A 20266-nucleotide genomic window follows, 5' to 3' on the forward strand; every position below is an offset into this window, starting at 1 on the left:
CAGAGACTCGCCGTTTTGTGGGTACCTGTGGCGCGGACCTGCCGGGTGGCGGTCGGCGCCACCGGCCCGCTCGGGGTCAGGCGGTGGTCAGGGGTACAGGTCGGCGCGGCACCGGACGCCGGTCACCGGCACGGATCGGAGGGGCACCAGACCACCGTCACCGGGACAGATCGGCGAGGCACCAGACCATTTTCACCAGCACAAACCCGAACGGCACCAAACCGCGGTCACCGGCACGGTGGCAGGACCGCGGTCACCGGCACAGGCCGGCGCGGTGCGCCAGGAGCGCCGCTTGTACGCGGCTCGTCGATGCGGTCTTGTCCAGCACCGCACTGACATGCGTCTTCACGGTGCCGATGCCGATGGTCAGCCGTTCCGCGATGTCCTGGTTGGACATGCCCTCCCCCAGCATCGCCAGGACCTCCCGCTCGCGCCCGGTCAGACGGGCGACCCGTTCGTCCAGGTGGGCACCGGCGCCGGTGTGGGCGGGGCCGCCGTGCAGCATGCGGGTGATCACCGCGCCGGTGACTCCCGGGGAAAGAACCGCATCGCCGGCAGCCGCCGCGCGAACCGCGCTGATCAGCTCCTGGGGCCCCTCGTCCTTCAGGAGGAACCCCGCGGCCCCGTCGCGCAGCGCCCGCATCACGTTCTCGTCGTCGCCGAACGTCGTCAGCATGACCACCCGCGGTGCGGGGTCGAGGGCGAGCAGCGGCCGAATCGCGGCCAGTCCGTCGCACCGGGGCATGCGGATGTCCACGAGGGCCACATCCGGGTGGTGGACGGCGGCCTCGGTGACGGCCCGATGTCCGTCGGCGGCTTCGGCGACCACGTCGATGCCCTCGGCGTGACGCAGGATCAGCCGGACGCCGTGCCGGATCATCTCCTCGTCGTCCACGAGCAGGACTCGGATCGGACGTGGCGGCTCGGTCATGGGGTCTCCCAGGGCTGGGTGTCCTGTACGGACGGGACGGTGAACCGGTCGATGGAGATCAGGCGTTGGGCGGCGTCGAAGCAGTAGCGAGTGACGGCGAAGGCTCCGGGGCGAGGGCCGGGGCCTGCGGCGGGAAAGACACAGCCCACCGCGGCGGCGGGGCGCGGGGGTTCGTGCCCGGTGGCGGCGGCGCGCTCGGCAGGGCTGTCGAAGACGCCCTTCAACGCGTCGTACGTCATCCCCAGCCGCGGTGTCGGACGGTGCGTCTCCTCCCGGGGCTGGCCGTACACGAGGGCGATCGCGAGCGCCATCAGCACCCACAGGGCGGTCGCGCCGAAAGCGGACATCAGCGCACCCGCCGTGCGGCGATCGCCGGCCAGTACCGCCTCCTCGTCGTACGGTGCCGTCGGAGGTTCGTCCGCCCCGGCACCGGGCGATTTCCGCGTGGTGGTGGCGGCCGGGTCTTTCGGCAGGACCGCTCGCACCAGGAATCCGCCGTCCGGCCCGGTGCCCGCGTCGAAGGCCCCGCCGAGCAGTTCGACCCGTTCACGCAACCCCGTCAGGCCGCGCCCCGTTCCTTCGCCGGCCGTGGTGTCCGGCGCCCGGAGCGGCGCGCTGTTGCGGACCGTCACCGTCACGGCCCGGTCGTCGTGCTCGACCCGTACGGTCACCGGGACGCCGCTCGCGTATCTGTGCACGTTCGTCAGGGCCTCCCGCACCACCCGGTGGACCGCGCGTCGCACCGGCGCTGGGCGGGTGTCGACGTCGGGGCCGCTCCATTGCAGCCGGACGTCGATCCCGCCGTCGCGGGACTCCGCGACCAGCGCCTCGACATCGCCGCGGGTGCCGGTGTCGTCGGTGAGCGCGTCCGGACCCGTGTCGCGGCCGAGCGGGCCCAGGACGCCGAGGGTCTGCCGCAATTCACGCATCGCGTCCCGCGTGGTCCGCCGGACCAGGACGGCCTCCTCGCGCAGCTCCGGCGCCGCCCGGTCGAGGGCGAGCTCCAGACCGCCGGCGTGCAGCGACACGAGACTGAGCCGGTGGCCCACCAGATCGTGCATCTCGGCGGCGATCCGGGACCGCTCCTGGACGCGGGCCTCACTGTCGGCGGAGCGCCGGGCCCGCTCGGCCGCGTCACCGCGCTCGCGCAGCGCCCTGAGCAGCCGGGCCTGCTGTCCGTACACCGTTCCGACAAGGCCCGGCACGGCCACGGCTGTTGCCGCAAGGAGGAAACCGAGCTCCGCGCTGTACACGACGGAACCAGGGCCGAGGAAGGGACCCGTCAGGACGGCGGACGCCATCAGCAGCAGGCCCGCGCCCCCGAGCAGCCACCCCCTGCGGCGGGGACGGACCACGTCGAGAGCGACCGCGTAGGCCGCGGCCGCCACCACGGGCGCCGAGACGGGCGCCGCACCGGCGAGCACGGCAAGGCACAGGACGGCACCTGGCAGGCGTCCGCGTACGGCGAAGAGCGGCACGGCGAACAGGACCACGCCCAGCTGAAACGCCGGGTGCGGCAGCGACCACAGCCGCTCCGCGACCGCCAACAGACACAGCGCGGAGACCCCCACGGCGACGGTCTCCACGAAAGCCCGACCCCGCCGGACCCGCAGACCCGGACCACCCGAACCATCCGGACCGCCCGGACCGCCCGGACCGCCCGGACGCGTCACGGTGTCCGGCCCAGAGCGGGCGGGAGGACGAAAACGGCTGATGAGGGGCATGCCCTTCAGTATGGGTCGCCCCGGGGACCGGGACGTGGGCCGCAGGACCGATCCCGCCCTATGCCTTTGGACAGAGCGGTGTCGTCAGAGGACCCTGGCTCAGCCGGCACTCGGCGTCAGAAGAAGGCGCGCTTCCTTGCCCAGCATGCCGGCCAGGCCAACGAGGGCAAGAGCCCCAACTCGGCTGATTGAACGCTGACTTCGATACCTCACATCAGAGCGCTCGCCGTGAGTTCGGCCGTGGCCGCAGACGGGCGCTCCGACTTCGACTCCGACTTCATCTAACGGCGGGCCCAGCCGCATATGCAGGCGCGCGGCGCGCGACAGGCGGCCGGGTCCGGTAGCTATGCGTCGCGACGGCATCCGGCGAGGAGGGTCGCGACCATGCGCTTGGCGTCGCCCTGCTCGTAGTCAGGGCCGGTGATGCAGAGGTTTCCGATGGCGCGCATGAGTGTGTAGGCGGTGATGTCGGGGTCGAGTTCACCGGCGGCGGCGCAGGCGTCGAGCAGCGTCGCGCAGGCCGGTACCAGGGTCTCGAGCATGAGGGCGTGGAGATTCTCCAGGCCTGGATCACCGGACCCCAGAGCCGCACCGAGACCATGCTTGGTCACCAGGAACTCCACGAAGGCATCCGCCCAGCGGGTCAGGGCGGTGAACGGGGAGGCCGATTCCTCCAGGAGCCGGGGCGCGAGCGCGGTACACATGTCGATCTGGTGCCGGTAGACGGCGGTGACCAGGTCCGCCCGTGTCGGGAAGTTCCGGTAGATCGTGCCGACGCCGACGCCTGCGCGTTCGGCGATGTCGCGGATCGGGGCTTGAACGCCCTGGTCCACGAAGACCGCCGATGCGGCCGCCAGCACAGCACTGCGCGTGCGCCGAGCCTGCGCTTGGCGTACTCCGATCACCTCAGGCACGGGATCCTCCCCTTTACTCGCGGAACCATGTTCCGCTAACTTGGCGGAACGACGCTCCGCCAAAGTATGGCAGAGCGCTCCCATGGAGAAAGCGCAGGTCTCTCATGTCTTCCAGCATGCCTTCCAGCCACCTCGGTCAGCGGATCGTCGCGATCAAGCCCATCGCCGTTCCGCTGCCTGGCCGCGGCGTCGACCTCCAGGTGAAGGTCACCGCCCCACTCTCCGGGCAGAACCTTCCCGTCATCGTGTTCTCCCACGGCAACGCATGGTCCCTGGACGGATACGAACCCCTCGTCGACCGCTGGGCAGCCGCCGGATTCATCGTCGTGCAGCCCACCCACCTGGACTCCCGCCGCAACGGCATCACCGGGGACGACCCGCGGTTCGCCACCATCTGGCGCGTCCGGATCGCCGATCTCCACGCGGTCCTCGACGGTCTCGGCGACATCCTTCTTCAGGCCGGCGACGTGGCGGCCCGCGCCGACCAGGAGCGCATCGCGATCGTCGGCCACTCCTGGGGCGCCCAAACCGCCGGGGTGATCCTCGGCGCTCGCGTGCTCGATGCCGACGGCATTCCCGGCGAGGACTTCTCCCACTCCGCCGTCTCAGTCGGCGCGCTGATCACCGTGCCCGGAACCGGCGACACCCTCACCCCGTTCGCCGCCGAACACCTTCCGTTCATGAAGCCGGACTACTCCACCATGACCACCCCGGCCCTCATCGTCGCGGGCGGCAAGGACAAGTCCCAGCTCTCCACTCGGGGGCCGGAGTGGTTCACCGACGCCTTCCACCTCAGCCCGTCTCCGAAGAGCCTGCTCACCATCGCCGCCGGCGAGCACACCCTGGGCGGCATCGCCGGCGAGATGGTCGCCGAGACCACCGACGAGGATCCGGCCCGTGTCGCCCTCGTCGCCGACGCGATCTCCGCCTACCTCCACGCCGCCTTCAAGCTCGACGACTCGAAGTGGACCGCCCTCAGCAACGCCGCTGCAACCGGCGACGGCACGTGGACCATCACCGGCAAATGACCCCAGCGGACCGCGCTGCCGACCGAGCGGGAGGCGGGTGGTGAGCCGGGTTGGGTGGGCGAGCCGGGTTCGGGTGGTGAGCCGGGTGCGGGCGGTGGTGGCTCGCGTGACGTCCGGGGCAGCCCTGCACCCCTGGGCACCCCTGGCTCCTGTGGCGCCCGCCGTCAACGCCGTTACGGTGCCCCCGGCTCGCGGTACAGCACGAGATGCTCGTGGAAGAGCACCCCGCCCCGCACATCGCCCGTGGCGGTGAACCCGGTGTCGTCGACATAGTCCAGGTGACTGCCCGTCACCGTATACCGGCCGGTGTAAGCGCTTGATCGTCCCCCGCGTGCTTCGTCGTAGCGGCCGTCGGACCGCAACTCCTGCCGGACGTGACCGTCCTTGGTCACCCACATACCGATCACGTCGACGTGGTCGACGTGGTCGACGTGATGGTCCCCAGTAGCCCTACTCATGAGGGACTCCCTTTGTCTCGGCCGGACACGGTTGTGTCCCCGCACGGGAGTCTGAGCACCTCGGCCGCTGTCGACCAGGACGCGCGCTGCCTGGGTGTCACACACCCAGGCAGCGCACACATCAGCTTCCGTCAGGGTCCGTCAGCGTTCCGTCAGGAATGAGCGCGCGGGGCCGACGCACGCAGTCCCAAACATCAGGCGCATCCACGGCCGACGCGGACACCGCCAAACCCACTGTCCCGCAAGGAGTGTGACTCAGCGTCAGGCAGCTCCGCCCTTGCGCCCCGTCGTCGCGATGACCACCGCCCCCAGCACACAGGCACCGCCTCCCACCAGATACGCGAGGTGATAGCCCGTGAGCTGGTCGTTGCTGGTTGCCGCTACCAAGACCATGATCGCCACGCCGACACTCGCGCCGATCTGCTGTGCCACCACGTTCACCGCGCCGGCGACCGCGTGGCGCTCCGGTTCGACGCCGGTGAGTCCGGCGGATGTCATCGAGGGGAAGTTCAGCCCCTGGCCGATACCGCTGATCACCAGGCCCGGCAGTACGTGCAGCACATAACTGCCCTGATGCGGGGTGCTCATCCACAACGCTGTTCCCGCGCCGATGAGGACGAGCCCGACCGTCATCAAGGTGCGCGGCGTGTACTTGGCAAGGAGGCGTCCGGTGGCGAAGTTGGCGGTCAGGAAGACGGCCGCCGACATCGGTACCAGGGCCAGACCGGACTCGACCGGCGAATACTTCAGCATCCCCTGCAGATACAGCGGCGCGAAGAACAGCATCCCGACCGAGCCCATGTACTGGAGGAACGCGGCCAGGCTCGCGGACCGCACCGACGAGAGCCGGAAGAGTGCGAGGGGCAGCACGGGGTCGGGGGTGCGGCTCTCCCGTGCGACGAAGAGCAGCAGGAAGATCACCGCACCGCAGAGTGCGCCCCATGCCAGTGCGCCGCTGCTGCTCGCGCCGACGACGAGCAGGGTCAGGCCGATCGTGCCGCAGATCGCACCGGGCAGGTCCAGTTGGCCGCCGCGGCCGACACCACCGGGCAGGCCGGCGCGGGTCGCCGACAGGACCGCCACTCCCACCGCGACCGAGAACCACAGCACCGAGCGCCAGCCGAAGAACTGGGTCAGTATGCCGCCCAGCATCACGCCACCGCTGAAGCTCGCGGCGCCGACCGCGGCGTACACGCTGAAGGCCCGGTTGCGTGCCGGGCCCGCCGGAAACACCTCGGTGAGCAGGGCCAGCGCGGCCGGCCCGGACAGGGCCGCGCCGATGCCCTGGGCCGCTCGCGCACCGAGCAGTATCCCGATGTCCGGTGCCACGGCGCCGACCAGCGCGGCCACCGTGAACAGGGCGATGCCGGCTTCGAACACCCGCCGTCGGCCGAACACATCGGCCAGCCGGCCGCCCACCAGCAGGAACCCGGCGAAGGTGACGGCATAAGCGATCATGACCCATTGCAGGGTGACTTCATCGAGATGGAAACGGTCCCCGACGGACGGCAGGGCCGCGTTGAGGACGCCCAGACCACTGACGTCCAGGGCGAGTGCCCCCGCCAGCACCCCAAGTGCCAGGCCCGGCCTTTGTCGTTGCATCACTTCGGTCGTGGTCATGCGGGCCTCCCGGTGAGCTCGCCAACGGCCGTTCCGGCACGCTGGAGGGTGCCGGGGGGCGCCAGGCACGCCGCTCGCACACGACGGTGTCGGGAATGCTGGGATGGGCGGGATGAAGGGTGTTCCGCACCAACTGTCCATGGCTGCTTTGTGATGGCTAATTCTATTCGTTCGCTGCCCACCACCAGGGCGCGGACATCGGTCGGCGCCGACTCGTGGTCCATGATTTTCATGGCAAGCAGCTTGCAGTGCCGGTGGTGTGCTGTCTACCCGAAGTAGGGGGCCACCAGGCGTTGTTCGGCCCGACCATACCGAGCAACCGGTTTGAACCGCCCCTGATACATGCGGACTTGAAAAGCGGGGAATCGGACACTCCGGGGTCGATATCACGCCAGCGCACTTCCGACCCACGGGGAACACTTGTTTCGACATTCACTGGATGGCAGTCTGAAGTGGTCGGTTCGGCGTGCACCTCTCCGTGCGGTGCAACCCACGTCGATCGACACAATTTTTTCTCCGGAATTCATTTATCGGATGACATCAGGACGCGATCTGGTTCATCCGGGAATACTCAACGGGGGGTCGGACCACAGTGCAGCCACGTGTCGTCTCCTCCCCCATCTTCGTGTCCGGTGCGGGGCTCCCCTGCCCACGCGAAGACACAGCTCTGCACCCCTGAACAGGTATTTCTCATCCCGACTTCCCACTCCCCTACGGTACTCACCGCGTCGAAGCGCTGTTTTGCGTGTCCTCAGCCAGTTCCATGGTTGGTCATTCAAGCGCTGCCTCATCCGTTCCGGAACCGTCGGCAACGACCCTCTTGATCACGTCATGCAAGTGCGCGCCGTGATCAGTTGAATTTGGGCGCCGTTCCAAGCCGACGGGATATCCGCGCCCTGCCCATTCGGCCGCCGACGTCACTGGACCATTCCGCCCGCCCTGCTGAGGAGCCGCAATGCCCCAAGAGCGCGCAGTGCGAGATTCGCATGCCCTGTCAGAGTTTCTGTTGTCTCGTGTCGCTGAGCTGATGGACTCCCCCGATGAGGCCGTGGACCGCTGGACACCGATGCACCAGTACGGCCTCGATTCACTGAAGTTCTCGAAGCTCGCCACATCCCTGTCGGATCTACTTGGCTGGAAAGTGCCCGTCACGTGGATGTGGCAGTACCCGACCATCGACGTACTCTCCCGCGCACTCGCCGAAGGCCCGCGCACCGCGGCGGAGCCCGCGCCGGGCGACCACCATCGCGCGGCGTCGCACGAACCCATCGCCATCGTGGGCATCGGCTGCCGCTTCCCGGGCGGGCCGGACCCGTCCGCGTTCTGGCAGCTCCTTTCGCAGGGCCGGGACGCCGTCGGACCGGTGCCGGCCGCGCGGCGCGAGCTTCTGGGCGACTCGGTGCGCTGGGGCGGATTCATCGACGGCATCGACCAGTTCGATCCCCTGTTCTTCGGCATCTCGCCGCGCGAAGCCGTCCAGATGGATCCGCAGCAGCGCCTGATCCTCGAGCTGGCCTGGGAGGCGCTGGAGGACGCGGGGATCGCGCCCGGCAGCCTCGTCGGCACCGAGACCGGCGTGTTCATGGCCTCCTGCTGGGGCGACTACGCGGCACTTGCCCACTACCGCGGGCCCGACGTGCAGATCACCCCGCACACCGCGACCGGAATGCACGACGGGATCATCGCCAACCGCGTCTCCTACGTGCTCGGCCTGCAGGGTCCCAGCATGGCCATCGACGCCGCGTGCGCCGGATCGCTCGTCTCCGTGCACACGGGATGTCAGTCCATCTGGATGGGCGAGAGCGAGCTGGTGCTGGCCGGCGGAGTGAACCTGAGCTTCGTCTCGGACTACTACACCGCCATGGACGCGATGGGCGCGCTCGCCCCGGACGGCCGCTGCAAGTCGTTCGACGCGCGGGCCAACGGCTACGTACGCGGCGAGGGCGCCGGAGTCGTCGTACTCGCCCCGCTGAGCGTGGCCCTGGAACGCGAGCTTCCGGTGTACTGCGTGATCAAGGGCAGCTCGTCCCAGAACGACGGCCTGAGCAACGGCATGACCGCGCCCAACCCGCAGGCGCAGGAACTGATGCTCCGCAACGCCTATCGCCGGGCCGGCATCGCGCCCGCCCAGGTCGACTACATCGAGTGCCACGGCTCCGCGACGCCGCTCGGTGATCCCATCGAGGCCAACGCCATCGGAGCGGTCCTCGGCGGTGACCGGCGGGAACCGCTGCGGCTCGGCTCCGTCAAGTCCAACGTGGGGCACCTCGAAGCGGCCGCCGGCATCGTGGGCCTGGTCAAACTCGCCCTGTCGATCCGCAACGGCGTGCTGCCGCCGAGTCTGCACTACGCCGCGCCCAACCCGCAGATCATGTTCGAGGAGTACAACCTCGCCGTCCAGGACCGGCTCACGGCGTGGCCGCGGCGGTCCGACGCCCGCCGCGGCGGTGTCAGCTCGTTCGGGTTCGGCGGCGCGATCAGCCATGTCGTCGTGGAGGAGCTGCCGCGCCCCGAGGGTGCACTCGTCCTGCTGGCCGGCGACTCCCGCGAGGCGCTGGCCGAGCGGGCCGCGGCACTGCGGGACGCGAGCGACTTGCGTACTGCCGCTCAACTCCCGCCCGCGAAGGGTGAGTTCAGGCTTGCGGCGACGGCGTGCTCCATGGCTGAACTCAGGACCAAGCTGGATGCCTTCGCCGCCGGCACGCCGGCCGACGGACTGAGCGTCGGCGCGCCGGGCGGGCGTACGCCGAAGGTGGCGTTCCTGTTCTCCGGCAACGGTTCGCAGTGGGTCGGCATGGGCAGGCAGCTCCTCGCCGGCCTGCCCGTGTTCCGCCGGTCCATGATGCGCTCGGACCGCAGGATGCGGGAGCTGCTCGGCTTCTCGCTCGTCGAGCAGCTCCTCGCGCCCGACGGCCGCATCGACGACATGGACGTCTTCCAGCCGCTCCTGTTCTCCCTCCAGGTCGCGCTGGCCGATGCCTGGCGCTCCCTGGGGGTCGAGCCCGATGTCGTCGTGGGGCAGAGCGTCGGGGAGTTCGCCGCGGCACACGTCGCCGGCGCGCTCGACTTCGAGGACGCCTCCCGGCTGGCCGCCCACCACGGCCGGCTCCTCCAGCAGCTGGCGGTCGGACGCGGCGACGGCCTCGCCGTCATGACCGGCGCGGGCGTAACCAAGCGGTACCTCACCGACGGCCTCACACTCTCCGGCTACAACGGCCTCAACTCCACCCTGGTGACCGGCGCTCCGCACGAGATCGACGACCTCTCCGGGCGGCTGACCGAGGACGGCATCACCAACCACCGGGTACGGATGGGTCACGCGCCACACTCGCCTCTCATCGACCACGTCCTGGCCCCGCTCAAGGCCGAACTCGCCGGCATCACGCCGCGTACCACCCGCATCCCCATGATCTCGACGGTCACCGGCGCCCTCGTGGACGGCGCGGAACTCGGCCCGGAGTACTGGGCCGCCAACCTGCGCCAGGAGATCCAGGTCGTCGGCGCCCTGACGGCGCTGCGCGACCACGACATCGACGCGGTCGTCGAACTCAGTCCGCATCCCCTGCTGTTGAAGTCCGCGTCGGAGATCCTTACCGCGGCCACCCTGCCCTCGCTGCGGCGTGGCGCCGACGAAGCGTCGACGCTGCTCGGATCACTCGGCGCGCTCTACACCGCCGGCCTTTCCGTCACACCCGACCCCTTCCTCGCGGGTGACCGGGGCCGGCACGCCACCCCGGACCAGGGCGGCGCCGCCGCCGACGACGGGCGGGTGCACCTCGTGCCCGTCACGGCGCGGACGGCGGCCGCGCTCACCGACACCTGCCGGGAGCTCTCCAACCACGTCGAACGCCACCCCGGGCTGCGGGTCTGCGATCTCTCCTACACGCTCGCGACCCGGCGCACCCACCACAACCACCGGACAGCGCTGTTCGCCCGCGACCGGCAGGACGTCCTGGACGGACTCGCCCGGCTCGCCGCGGGTCAGGCGCACCCCGACATCGTCACGGGGACGGTCGCCGGCAACGGCGACCGCCGGGTGGCGTTGGTGTTCTCCGGCGGCGGTACACAGTGGGTCGGCATGGGCCGCGACCTCATGCGCTCGCACGCCGGGTTCCGCCGGTGGATGCACGCCTGCGACGCGGCGGTGCGCGCGGCCGGCGGATGCTCGGTGCTCGACGAGCTCGCGGCCCCGGCGGACCGGGCCAGGTACGAGGAGATGGACTTCCAGCAGCCCGTGCTGTTCGCCCTGCAGGTCTCGCTCGCGAAGGTCTGGCTCGACCTGGGCATCGAGCCGGCCGCGGTCGTCGGGCACAGTCTGGGCGAGGTGGCCGCGGCCTGCGTCTCGGGCGGGCTGTCGCTCGAGGACGCCGCGCGGGTCGTGGTGGCCCGCTCGCACCTGCTGGAGCGGAAGGCCGCCGCGGGCGCCATGATCTCGGTCGACCTGCCGGAGCAGGAGCTGCTTCCCCGGCTCGCCCCGTACGCCGAACACGCGGCGATCGCCGTGGTGAACAGCCCCACCAGTGCGGCCGTGTCCGGGTCGCCCGAGGCCGTCACGGCACTGGAGGCCGACCTCGCGCGGGACGGCATCTCCACCCGGCGGATCCGCGTGGAACGGCCGGTGCACAGCCCCGGCATGGACCCGCTGATCGACCCGCTGCGCGAGAGCATCGAGGGGATCACCCCGCTGCCGCACACCATCGAGTTCCGTTCCACGGCGCTTGCGGACACGGTGGACCCGGCCGTCGACGTCGATTACTGGGTGCACAACCTGCGCAACCAGGTCCGGTTCGCCGAGACCATCGCCGCGCTGGTGGACGACGGTGTCGGCACGTTCATCGAGATCGGCCCGCACGAAACGCTGCGGGGCGCCGTCGAGGAGATCGCGCTGACCCGCGGCGCCCAGGTGCACGCGGTCAACTCGCTGCGGCGCGACGAGAGCGACCTGCGCTGCCTGCTCGGAGCCGTCGCGTCGCTGTACGTCAGAGGCCTGCCGCTGACCTACGACTCGTTGTTCACCGACGACGTCGAGGTCGTCGAGACTCCGCTCGTGCAGTGGCAGAAGGACCGCTACTGGCTGGACACGGTCCCACGGGCGCTTCCCTCAGCGCCGGCCGCCGAACCCGTGGCGTCCGCCGTGCGCCCGGTGGAGGCCGAGGCCGCGCCCGAACGGCCCCTCGCGGAGGTCGTCCTCGGTGAGATCGCCGACGCGGTGGGTGTCCCGGCGGGCCAGTTCGGCCACGGCACGCACCTGCGCGAGTTCGGCCTCGACTCGATGCTCGCGATCCGCCTCGTCAACAGGCTCCAGGCGCTCTTCGGACACCGTGTGTCGCCCGTGGTGTTCCTGGACGGCCGGACCGTATCGGAGGTGGTCGGCCACATCGTCGAGACCATCGAAGGACCGGCCGCGGCCCCACCCCCGCCTGCACCTGCCCCTGCGTCCGCGTATGCGTCTGCGTCTGCGTCCGCGCCGACACCTGCCCCGGCTGTGCGACCGGCGCCCGAGCCGAGAACATTCCTCGACGATCTGTCCGAGCTGGACGCCGAGGAACTGGTGGAGGAACTGGCCGCGCGCGGGCTCCTGGAGCCCACCGAGGCCCCCGCTTCTGAGCAGCTGCGCGCCGACGGTCTCGGCCTCGAAGTGGCACCGGCCTCGCACGGCCAGGCCTCACTGTGGTTCATGCAGATGGTCGCGCCGGACGCCGTGCCCTACAACTTCATGGTGGCCGCCCGTATCCGGACCAAGGTCGACGAGACGGCGCTCGACGACGCCGTACGCACGGTGATGGAGCGGCATCCGGCGCTGCGCACCCTCTTCCTCGAGGCGGGCGGCACCCCGTACCAGGTGATCCTGGACGAGCCGGTGTACGAGTTCGCCGTGGTCGACAGCACGGAGCTGGACGACGAGCAGGCGCGCGAGGAACTGGCCGAGTACGGGCACCTGCCGCTCGACATGGACAACGGGCCGCTGGTACGGGTCGTCCTGATGACGCGGGGTCCTGCCGACCACTACCTGCTGGTGCTCGTGCACCACATCGCCTCCGACGCGGCCTCCGCCGACGTGATGCTCCGCGAACTGCAGGAGTACTACGAGGGCGCCGACCCCGCCGGAAGCGAACCGGCCGCGCCTTATACGGAGTTCGTGGCGTGGGAGCGGGAGTGGCTGGCCGGACCCGCGGCCGGCGCGGCGCTGGAGTGGTGGTCACGCCAGCTGGCCGAGCCGCCCGCCCACCTCGACCTGTCCCCCATGGAGCGCCCGCCGGGCGTCACTTATGAGGGCCGCGACCTCACGCTGCGCTGGAGCCGCGAAGAGACGCGTCTGCTGCGGGAGTTCGCGGTGCGCGAGGGCGTGTCGATCAGCAGTGTCGTCCTGGCCGGGTTCTTCGCCACGCTCAACCGGGCGGCCGGCGTCGAGGACTCCGTGCTGGCCACCGCCATCGCCCAGCGCGGTGAGCCCGGCTGGGAGTCCGCCATCGGCTACTACCTCAACACGGTGCTGGTGCGGGCACATCCGAGCGGTGAGCGGAGCTTCCGTGGACTGCTGGGCGAGGTCCATGCCTTCTCGCTCGGCCTGCTCGAGCACATGAACTACCCGCTCGATCTGTTGGCGTCCACTCTGAAGCCGCCGCGGGCCGAAGGCCGTTCCCCGTGGTTCGACGTGGTGGTGAACTGGCTGTCCTCGGACGCGTTCCCCCGGTCGGTCAAGCTCTTCCACGGCATCGGCTCCACCATCGAGCCCGACGGCGCCCTCCCCCTCGAACCGCTTCAGGTACGCAGGCACCTCGCCAAATTCGACCTGGAGATCTCGATGGCCGACATCGACGGCGAGGTCGTCGGCCACATCCAGTACAAACCGAGCTATCTGGAAAGGCAGACCGTGACGGACCTGCTCGCGCTCTACCGCACCGTGCTCTTCGACTCGATCGCCCACCCCGACCAGCCCCTCCAGGACGTCGCGCCGAGCGGCCGCACCGAAGGGGCGGACCAGTGAGCGACACCCTGCATTCCGCCGTGAGCGACACCCTGCACTCCGCGTTCGTGGAGCAGGCGGTCAAGAACCCGGACGCGCCCGCCGTCTACTCCGACGCCGGCGTTCTGTCCTACGGCGAACTCAACGAGCGTTCCCGCGCGCTGGCCGAACGTCTCGTCGCCGAGGGCGCCGGCCCCGGGGTCCCGGTCGGCATCTGTGTCGAGCGCACCCCCGACCTGATCGTCGGCATGCTGGCCATCCTGCGGGCCGGCTCCTGCTATCTGCCGCTGGACCCCAACTACCCTGCCGAGCGGCTCGCGTTCATGGTCCGCGACAGCGGGACCCGTCTGCTCCTGACGACACCCGCGTCACGGGCCGGCTGCCCGTCCGGGCCGACCGTGGTCGTCCTCGGCGAGAGCGTGACGACCGAGCCCGGGGAGCGGCCCGTGCCGGTCGTGCCCGGTGACACCGCGTACATCATCTACACGTCGGGGTCGACGGGCCGGCCCAAGGGTGTGGCCATCCACCACACGGGCTGCGTCGCGATGCTGGCCGAGATGGACCGGCTCTTCGAGGGCCGCGATCTGAGCGGTGTCTCGGCGGGGAGCTCGGTCTGCTTCGACATGTCGGTGATGGAGATCTTCGCCGCGCTGTGCCGGGGCGGCGCCGTCGTGCTCGTGGAGAGCGCCGTCCACCTGCCGGACAGTCCGTACGCCGACAAGGTCACCCACCTCAACGTCGTCCCGTCGGTGATGAACGGCCTGCTGGACGCGGGCTCGCTGCCGCCGAACGTGCGGACCGTCGTGTTCGGCGGTGAACCCCTGCGGCGCAAACTGGTGGACCGGGCGTACCGGGAGACCGGCGCCGACCGGGTGTACAACGCCTACGGCCCCACGGAGGGGACCGTGTTCTGCTCGGTCAAGCTGGTGCCCGAGGACGACACCGATGAGCCCACCATCGGTGCGCCGTCGCCCGGCGTGCGTGCCTATGTGCTCGACGAGAACCTTCGGCGGCTGCCGGCCGGGGTCTCCGGCGAGCTGTACATCGGCGGCGCGGGCCTCGCGCATGGTTACGTCAACCGGCCCCAGACCACGGCCGAACGGTTCCTGCCGGACCCGTTCCTCGCCGGCGCGCTCATGTACCGCACGGGCGATGTCGTCGCGTTCACGGACGACGGCGAGCTGCGATTCGGCGGCCGCGCCGACCACCAGGTCAAGCTGCGCGGCTTCCGCATCGAGCTGGAGGAGGTCGAGGCCCGCCTGACGGGCTGCCCCGAGGTACGGGAGGCCGCTGCCGTCGTACGGGGCGGCAGACTCACCGGGTACGTCGTGCCCGAGGGCGAACCGCGCGACGGCGTCTGGTCGGACGCCGCTCTCCAGTCCGCGATCACGGGCAGGCTCTCCACGGAACTGCCCGACTACATGGTGCCCGCAACGCTCGTGTTCCTGGGGGGACTTCCGCTGGCGCCGGGCGGCAAGCTCGACCGCGCCGCGCTGCCGGAGCCCCCTGCCCCCGTCACCGACGGGCCCATGACGGCGCCCGGCACACCGACCGAGATCGCGCTTGCGGAGATCTGGGGCCAACTCCTCGACCTCGATCCGGCGAGCATCGACGTGCATGCCGCGTTCTACGACCTCGGTGGCGACTCGCTGCTGCTCATCCGGCTCGCCCGCCTGATGACCAGGCGGTTCGACCGGCGCGTCCGGGTGCCCGACCTGTTCAGTTTCCGCGACATCTCCTCCCTCGCCGGCTGGCTCGACGACGACAGCGGCGCCGCCCCCGAAGCCGTCACCTCGGCCCGTCGGCGCGCCGGCACCCGCAGGGCCGCGCTGCGCGGCCGCGCCACTCCCACCGACCGCTGAGCCGCACCCCTCGACTCGACACAGGAGCCCCTCATGACCGACAGCCCCGAGCAGGACTACGACCCGGGCGATGTGGCCGTCATCGGCATGTCGCTGCGTGCACCGGGAGCCAGGACGAAGGAACAGTTCTGGGACAACCTCGTGCACGGCAGGGAGTCCGTCTCCTTCCTCGCCAAGGACGACATCCTCGTCGACGAGACACTGATCCACAGCCCGTTCTATGTGCGTGCCTGCGGCGTGCTCGACGGGTACGACCAGTTCGATCCGTCGGTGTTCGGCATCAGCGACCGCATGGCGTCGGCGATGACACCGGAGAACCGGCTGTTCCTGGAGAGCGCGTGGGAGACGCTGGAGGACGGCGGGTACGATCCGGACCGGCTCGACGCCGAGATCGGCATGTACGGCGCCAACAATCCGCAGACCGCCGCGCTCTACAGCTCCCCGCCGGACCGCGTGTCGGTCGGCCCCGAGGCGATCGAGGCGAGTCTGGCGTGGTCGCCGGACACCATGACGTCGAACGCTCTGTACTACATGGGCCTGACCGGCGAGGCCGTCACCGTGGCAGCCGTCTGCGCCGGCTTCCACTACGCGGTGCACCTGGCGTGCCAGTCGCTGCTGCTCGGGCAGACCGACATGGCGATCGCGGGCGGCGCGATGGTCCGACTGCCGCACCCGCGCGGTCACTTGTGGGAAGAGAACCGCGTCCTGTCCAAGGACGGCCACTGCCGCCCCTTCGACGCCAACGGCACCGGCACCGCGCTGTCCAGCGGTGTCGTCACGGTACTGCTCAAGCCGGTGGCCGAGGCCGTCGCCGACCGCGACCACATCTACGCCGTGGTCAAGGGCTCTGCCGTCAACAACAACGGTGTCAGCGCGATGGCCTACGGTCTGGCGCAGCCCGAGCGGCTCAGCGCGTGCATCGCCGCCGCCATGGAGGTCGGTGGTGTCACCCCGGACACGGTGTCCCTGTACGAGGCCAACGGTCTCGGTCTGCCGATGACCGACGAGCTGGAGGTGCACGCGGCGAGCATGGCGTTCGGCAAGCAGACCGCCACCACCTCGATCGGCGGCGTCAAGGGCAACGTGGGCCACGGCGGTGTGGTGTCGGGCGGCTTCGGCGCGATGAAGGCCGCGCTCGCCCTCTACCACCGGACGCTTCCGGAGACGATCAACCTGACGGAGGTCAACGAGGACCTCGACTTCCCCAGCACCCCGTTCGTACCGCAGCGTGAGACGGCCGGCTGGGAGAGCGAGTCCGGCATTCGCCGCGCGGGCATCACCTCGATCGGTGGCGGCGGCTACAACGCCCACCTGGTTCTGGAGGAGCCGCCGGCCGTCGCCGGGCGCGCCCCCGAGGCCGCCGGCACACCGCGTCTCGCCACGTTGTCCGCCCTGGACGACGAGGCGCTGGCCCATCAGCGCACACGGCTGCGGGAGTGGCTCGCGGCCCACCCCGACCAACGGCTCGACGACATCTGTTACAGCCTCAACCTGGGGCGCAAGGTGATGGGTCGCCGGTGGGCGGCCGTCGTGCGCAGCCGCGAGGAGTTGATCGCGGCGCTCTCCGGCACATCCGCCGGTACCCAGGTCACGTCGACCGCCGCGGCGCCCAGCGTCGCCGTGGACTCCTTCCAGCGTGGCGACGACGGCATCGTCTGCACCGGGACGTCCGGGACATCCGGGACGGACACGCGGGCGCTGTCCGATCTGGCGGCCGCCTGGGTGACCGGCGAGCGGGTCGACTTCGGCGCCCTGCACCACGGGGAGGCCAGCCACCGCGTGCCGCTGCCCACCTATCCGTTCCGGCCCCGCCGGTTCTGGCGTACGGACTGGTGAGCGTGAGCACTCCGGCGCTGGACACCGTGGACCTGGGCGACCCCGGCACTTTCACCGGCCGCGGCCTCGACGCGTTCTGGCGCACCCTGCGCGACACCGCCCCGGTGTACTGGAACCCTCCGGCCGCCGGCCGCCGGGGCTTTTGGGTGCTTTCCCGCTACGACGACATCATGGCCACCTACCGGGACAACGTGAACTTCACGTCCGAACGCGGCAATGTGCTGGTCACCCTGTTGGAGGGCGGTGACGCCGGCGCCGGCAAGATGCTGGCCGTCACCGACGGACACCGCCACCACGAGCTGCGCAAGATCCTTCAGCGGGTGCTCTCGCCGAGGGTCCTCGACCAGGTGGCCAGGACGGTACGGGACAACACCCGGCGACTGATGCGCGAGGCGGTCGAGTCGGGTGGCTGCGACTTCGCCGAGGAGATCGCCGGCCGGATCCCGATGACCACGATTTCGAACCTGCTCGGCGTACCCGAGCAGGACCGGGAGTTCCTTCTCTCCCTGACCAAAACGGCGCTGTCGACGGACGACGAGGGCGTCGACGAGGTCGACTCCGAGATGGCCCGCAACGAGCTCCTCATGTACTTCATGGACATCGTCGAGGAGCGGCGCGAGTCACCGGGCGACGACGTGATCAGCAGGCTCATCGCCAGCTCCATCGACGGGGTGCCGCTGTCCGACGAGGACGTCGTGCTCAACTGCTACAGCCTGATCATCGGCGGCGACGAGACCAGCCGCCTCACGATGATCGACTGCGTGCACACGCTCGCGGACCAGCGCGAGCAGTGGCAGCGACTCAAGGGCGGAAAGGTGTCGGTCGACACGGCGGTGGACGAGGTGCTGCGCTGGGCGTCACCCACGATGCACTTCGGGCGCAGTGTCGTTCACGAGACGGAGCTGCACGGTGTACGGCTGCGGCCGGGCGAGATCGTGACGCTCTGGCATGCGTCGGGCAACCGGGACGAGCGCACCTTCGACCGGCCCGGGGTCTTCGACCTCGGCCGCACCCCCAACAAACACCTGGCCTTCGGCTATGGCCCGCACTTCTGCGTCGGCTCCTATCTGGCCAAGGTGGAGATCTCCGAACTGCTCATGGCGCTACGGGACTTCACCACCGGCTTCGAGCGGACCGACGACGCGCTGCGCATCCGGTCCAACTTCCTGACCGGCTTCTCGACGCTGCCCGTGCGGTTCCGGCCCGACCACCGCGGACTGAAAGAGGTCGATTGATGAGCGGCAATCCTTTTGGCGCCGGACCACACCGGGGGCACGAGTGAACATCTACCTGTCGGGGCGAGGGGCGTTCGCGGTGCAGGTCGGGGACGCCCTGGTGGAGGAGGGCCACAAGATCGTCGGCGCGGCGGCGCCCCGGCTGCGCCGGGGGCAGTGCGACGAGAGCAACGCGATGGCTTGGGACCGTCTGCGTTCCTGGGCCTACCCGCGGAGCATCCCGTGGACGGACTCGGCCGAGCTGCGGGCCATGCACATCCCCGACGGGGTGGACATCATCGTGGCCGCCCACTCCCACGCCTTCCTCGGCCGCCGCACACGCGCCCGGGCCGCCGTAGCCTGCGTCGGCTACCACCCGAGCCTGCTGCCTCTGCACCGGGGCCGTGACGCGATCCGGTGGACGATCCGGGACGGTGACAAGGTGACGGGCGGCAGCGTCTACCACCTGACCGAGCGGACCGACGCCGGCCCGCTCGCCGCCCAGGAGCACCTCCTCGTGCCGCCGGGCTCGACCGCGCAGAGCCTGTGGCGCGAGCATCTGGCGCCGCTGGGCGTTCGGCTGCTCCTGAAGGTGGTCACGGACCTTGCGCAGGACCGGCGGATCGAGGTTCCCCAGGACGAGAAGCTGGCGACCTGGGAGCCGGCGATGGACGCGAAGCCCCTGTTCAAGCCCGAACTCATCGCGCTGCCCGGCACGGCACCGGTCGACGGCAGCAAGTGGGCGCTCCACCAGTCGTGACGCGGTGCTTCCATGAGCGTCCGATCCGTATCGGCCTCTTACCGGTGCTCCTTGTCGCCGGCCGCGTCAAGGAGCACGATAGGAACCGGAGGCAGAACATCCGCATCGGTCGGAGGTGACTGCCGGACAACCGTCGGGGCCGTGTGCGAACACGACTCCGCGTGACTGCTCCGTTGGCCGAACCCGCCATCTGCCTCCAGGACACCGGGACGATCCCGGTGTCCTGGAGGCAGATGGCGGGGGGTGGCCCCGTCCCCGCCACGCACGCACGCCGGTGGCGGGATCCCTGCCGGGCCTCCGGGCGAGGACATCGCCCTCCTCGGAGGACCGCGGCGTGCTGGGCGGTCAAGGAGCGGAGGACTCGATGTCCCTCACCGTCATCATCATCATCGTCGCCGTCGTGGTGGTACTCATCGCCTGTGCGGTGGCAGCGCGCCTGGTCGTGATGCGCCGGCGCAAGTTGCAGGAGCGGTTCGGTCCGGAGTACGAGCGCACCGTAGAGGCGCAGGAGAGCCGTCGGGCCGGCGAGCACGAACTGCGCGAGCGCCAGGAGCGTCACGACGCGCTGGACATCAAGCCCCTGCCCGCTGCCGTACGTGACCGGTACTCCTAGGACTGGGCCCGTGTGCAGGAGCAGTTCGTCGACCGGCCCGACGACGCCGTCCACGACGCGGACCGGCTCGTCACGACGCTCATGAGCGAGCGCGGCTACCCCACGGAAGGGTACGAGCAGCAGGTCAAGGACTTGTCGGTCGAGCATGGCAGAACCCTGGAGCACTACCGCGCCGCCCACGACGTCAACGATCGCAGCAGTCGCCATCAGGCGACCACGGAGGAGCTGCGCGGCGCGATGGTGCACTACCGCGCGCTGTTCGAGGAACTGCTCCACAACGGAGACCGGCCGGGCGGGAACGCGGCGTGAGCCGCCGACCCATCGGCTGAGGGCCGCCGG

General features: G+C 70.4%; 11 protein-coding genes and 1 pseudogene. 7 read left to right on the top strand and 5 right to left on the bottom strand.

The genetic code is table 11. The features are described 5' to 3' along the window. Positions 1-253: 253 nt before the first annotated feature. From AB0D31_RS11925 to AB0D31_RS11935, 3 genes are all read right to left on the bottom strand, one after another. Positions 254-931, bottom strand: coding sequence for a response regulator transcription factor (locus AB0D31_RS11925; RefSeq protein WP_362720523.1), 678 nt, complete (start codon positions 929-931; stop codon positions 254-256). Then, positions 928-2517: a histidine kinase gene (locus AB0D31_RS11930; protein WP_362720526.1), complete on the bottom strand. Its 1590-nt coding sequence runs from the start codon at positions 2515-2517 to the stop codon at positions 928-930. The genes AB0D31_RS11925 and AB0D31_RS11930 overlap by 4 nt, the downstream gene beginning before the upstream one ends. Before the next feature lie 482 nt (positions 2518-2999). After that, positions 3000-3569: a TetR/AcrR family transcriptional regulator gene (locus AB0D31_RS11935; protein ID WP_362720529.1), complete on the bottom strand. Its 570-nt coding sequence runs from the start codon at positions 3567-3569 to the stop codon at positions 3000-3002. Positions 3570-3685: 116 nt separating this feature from the next. Between AB0D31_RS11935 and AB0D31_RS11940 the strand changes: the two genes are divergently transcribed. Beyond that, on the top strand, positions 3686-4597 hold the full coding sequence (locus AB0D31_RS11940; protein ID WP_362720530.1) for a chlorophyllase: 912 nt from the start codon (positions 3686-3688) through the stop codon (positions 4595-4597). Between the two features lie 173 nt (positions 4598-4770). Here the strand turns inward: AB0D31_RS11940 and AB0D31_RS11945 are convergent, their stop codons facing one another. Both AB0D31_RS11945 and AB0D31_RS11950 read right to left on the bottom strand, forming a co-directional pair. Beyond that, a complete protein-coding gene (locus AB0D31_RS11945; RefSeq protein ID WP_362720532.1) occupies positions 4771-5055 on the bottom strand; it encodes an Atu4866 domain-containing protein in 285 nt (94 codons plus the stop codon). 261 nt (positions 5056-5316) lie between these two features. After that, entirely contained in the window at positions 5317-6675 is a 1359-nt protein-coding gene (locus tag AB0D31_RS11950; RefSeq protein ID WP_362720534.1) for an MFS transporter, read from the bottom strand. A 955-nt stretch (positions 6676-7630) separates the two neighbouring features. On the opposite strand from AB0D31_RS11950, the gene AB0D31_RS11955 reads away from it, so the two are divergent. The 6 genes and pseudogenes from AB0D31_RS11955 to AB0D31_RS11980 all read left to right on the top strand — a co-directional run bounded on the left by AB0D31_RS11955 (position 7631) and on the right by AB0D31_RS11980 (position 20236). Continuing rightward, positions 7631-13663, top strand: a complete 6033-nt coding sequence (locus tag AB0D31_RS11955; RefSeq protein WP_362720536.1) for an acyltransferase domain-containing protein — start codon at positions 7631-7633, stop codon at positions 13661-13663. Beyond that, complete coding sequence (locus tag AB0D31_RS11960) at positions 13660-15504, top strand: non-ribosomal peptide synthetase (protein ID WP_362720539.1); 1845 nt, start codon at positions 13660-13662, stop codon at positions 15502-15504. Before AB0D31_RS11955 ends, AB0D31_RS11960 begins: the two co-directional genes overlap by 4 nt. Positions 15505-15537: 33 nt before the next feature. After that, positions 15538-17340 carry a type I polyketide synthase gene (locus tag AB0D31_RS11965; RefSeq protein WP_362720542.1) on the top strand — a complete coding sequence of 601 codons (1803 nt, stop codon included), beginning with the start codon at positions 15538-15540 and terminating at the stop codon, positions 17338-17340. Continuing rightward, the gene (locus AB0D31_RS11970) at positions 17337-18575 is read left to right on the top strand and encodes a cytochrome P450 (RefSeq protein WP_362720545.1); all 1239 of its coding nucleotides are present in this window, start codon (positions 17337-17339) and stop codon (positions 18573-18575) included. The genes AB0D31_RS11965 and AB0D31_RS11970 overlap by 4 nt, the downstream gene beginning before the upstream one ends. 43 nt (positions 18576-18618) lie before the next feature. Continuing rightward, positions 18619-19314, top strand: a complete 696-nt coding sequence (locus AB0D31_RS11975) for a formyltransferase family protein (RefSeq protein WP_362720548.1) — start codon at positions 18619-18621, stop codon at positions 19312-19314. A gap of 364 nt (positions 19315-19678) precedes the next feature. Beyond that, positions 19679-20236: pseudogene (locus AB0D31_RS11980) on the top strand (hypothetical protein). Positions 20237-20266: the final 30 nt, after the last annotated feature.

It is taken from the genome of Streptomyces sp. NPDC048361, from assembly GCF_040651795.1.
Taxonomy (GTDB): Bacteria; Actinomycetota; Actinomycetes; order Streptomycetales; family Streptomycetaceae; genus Streptomyces.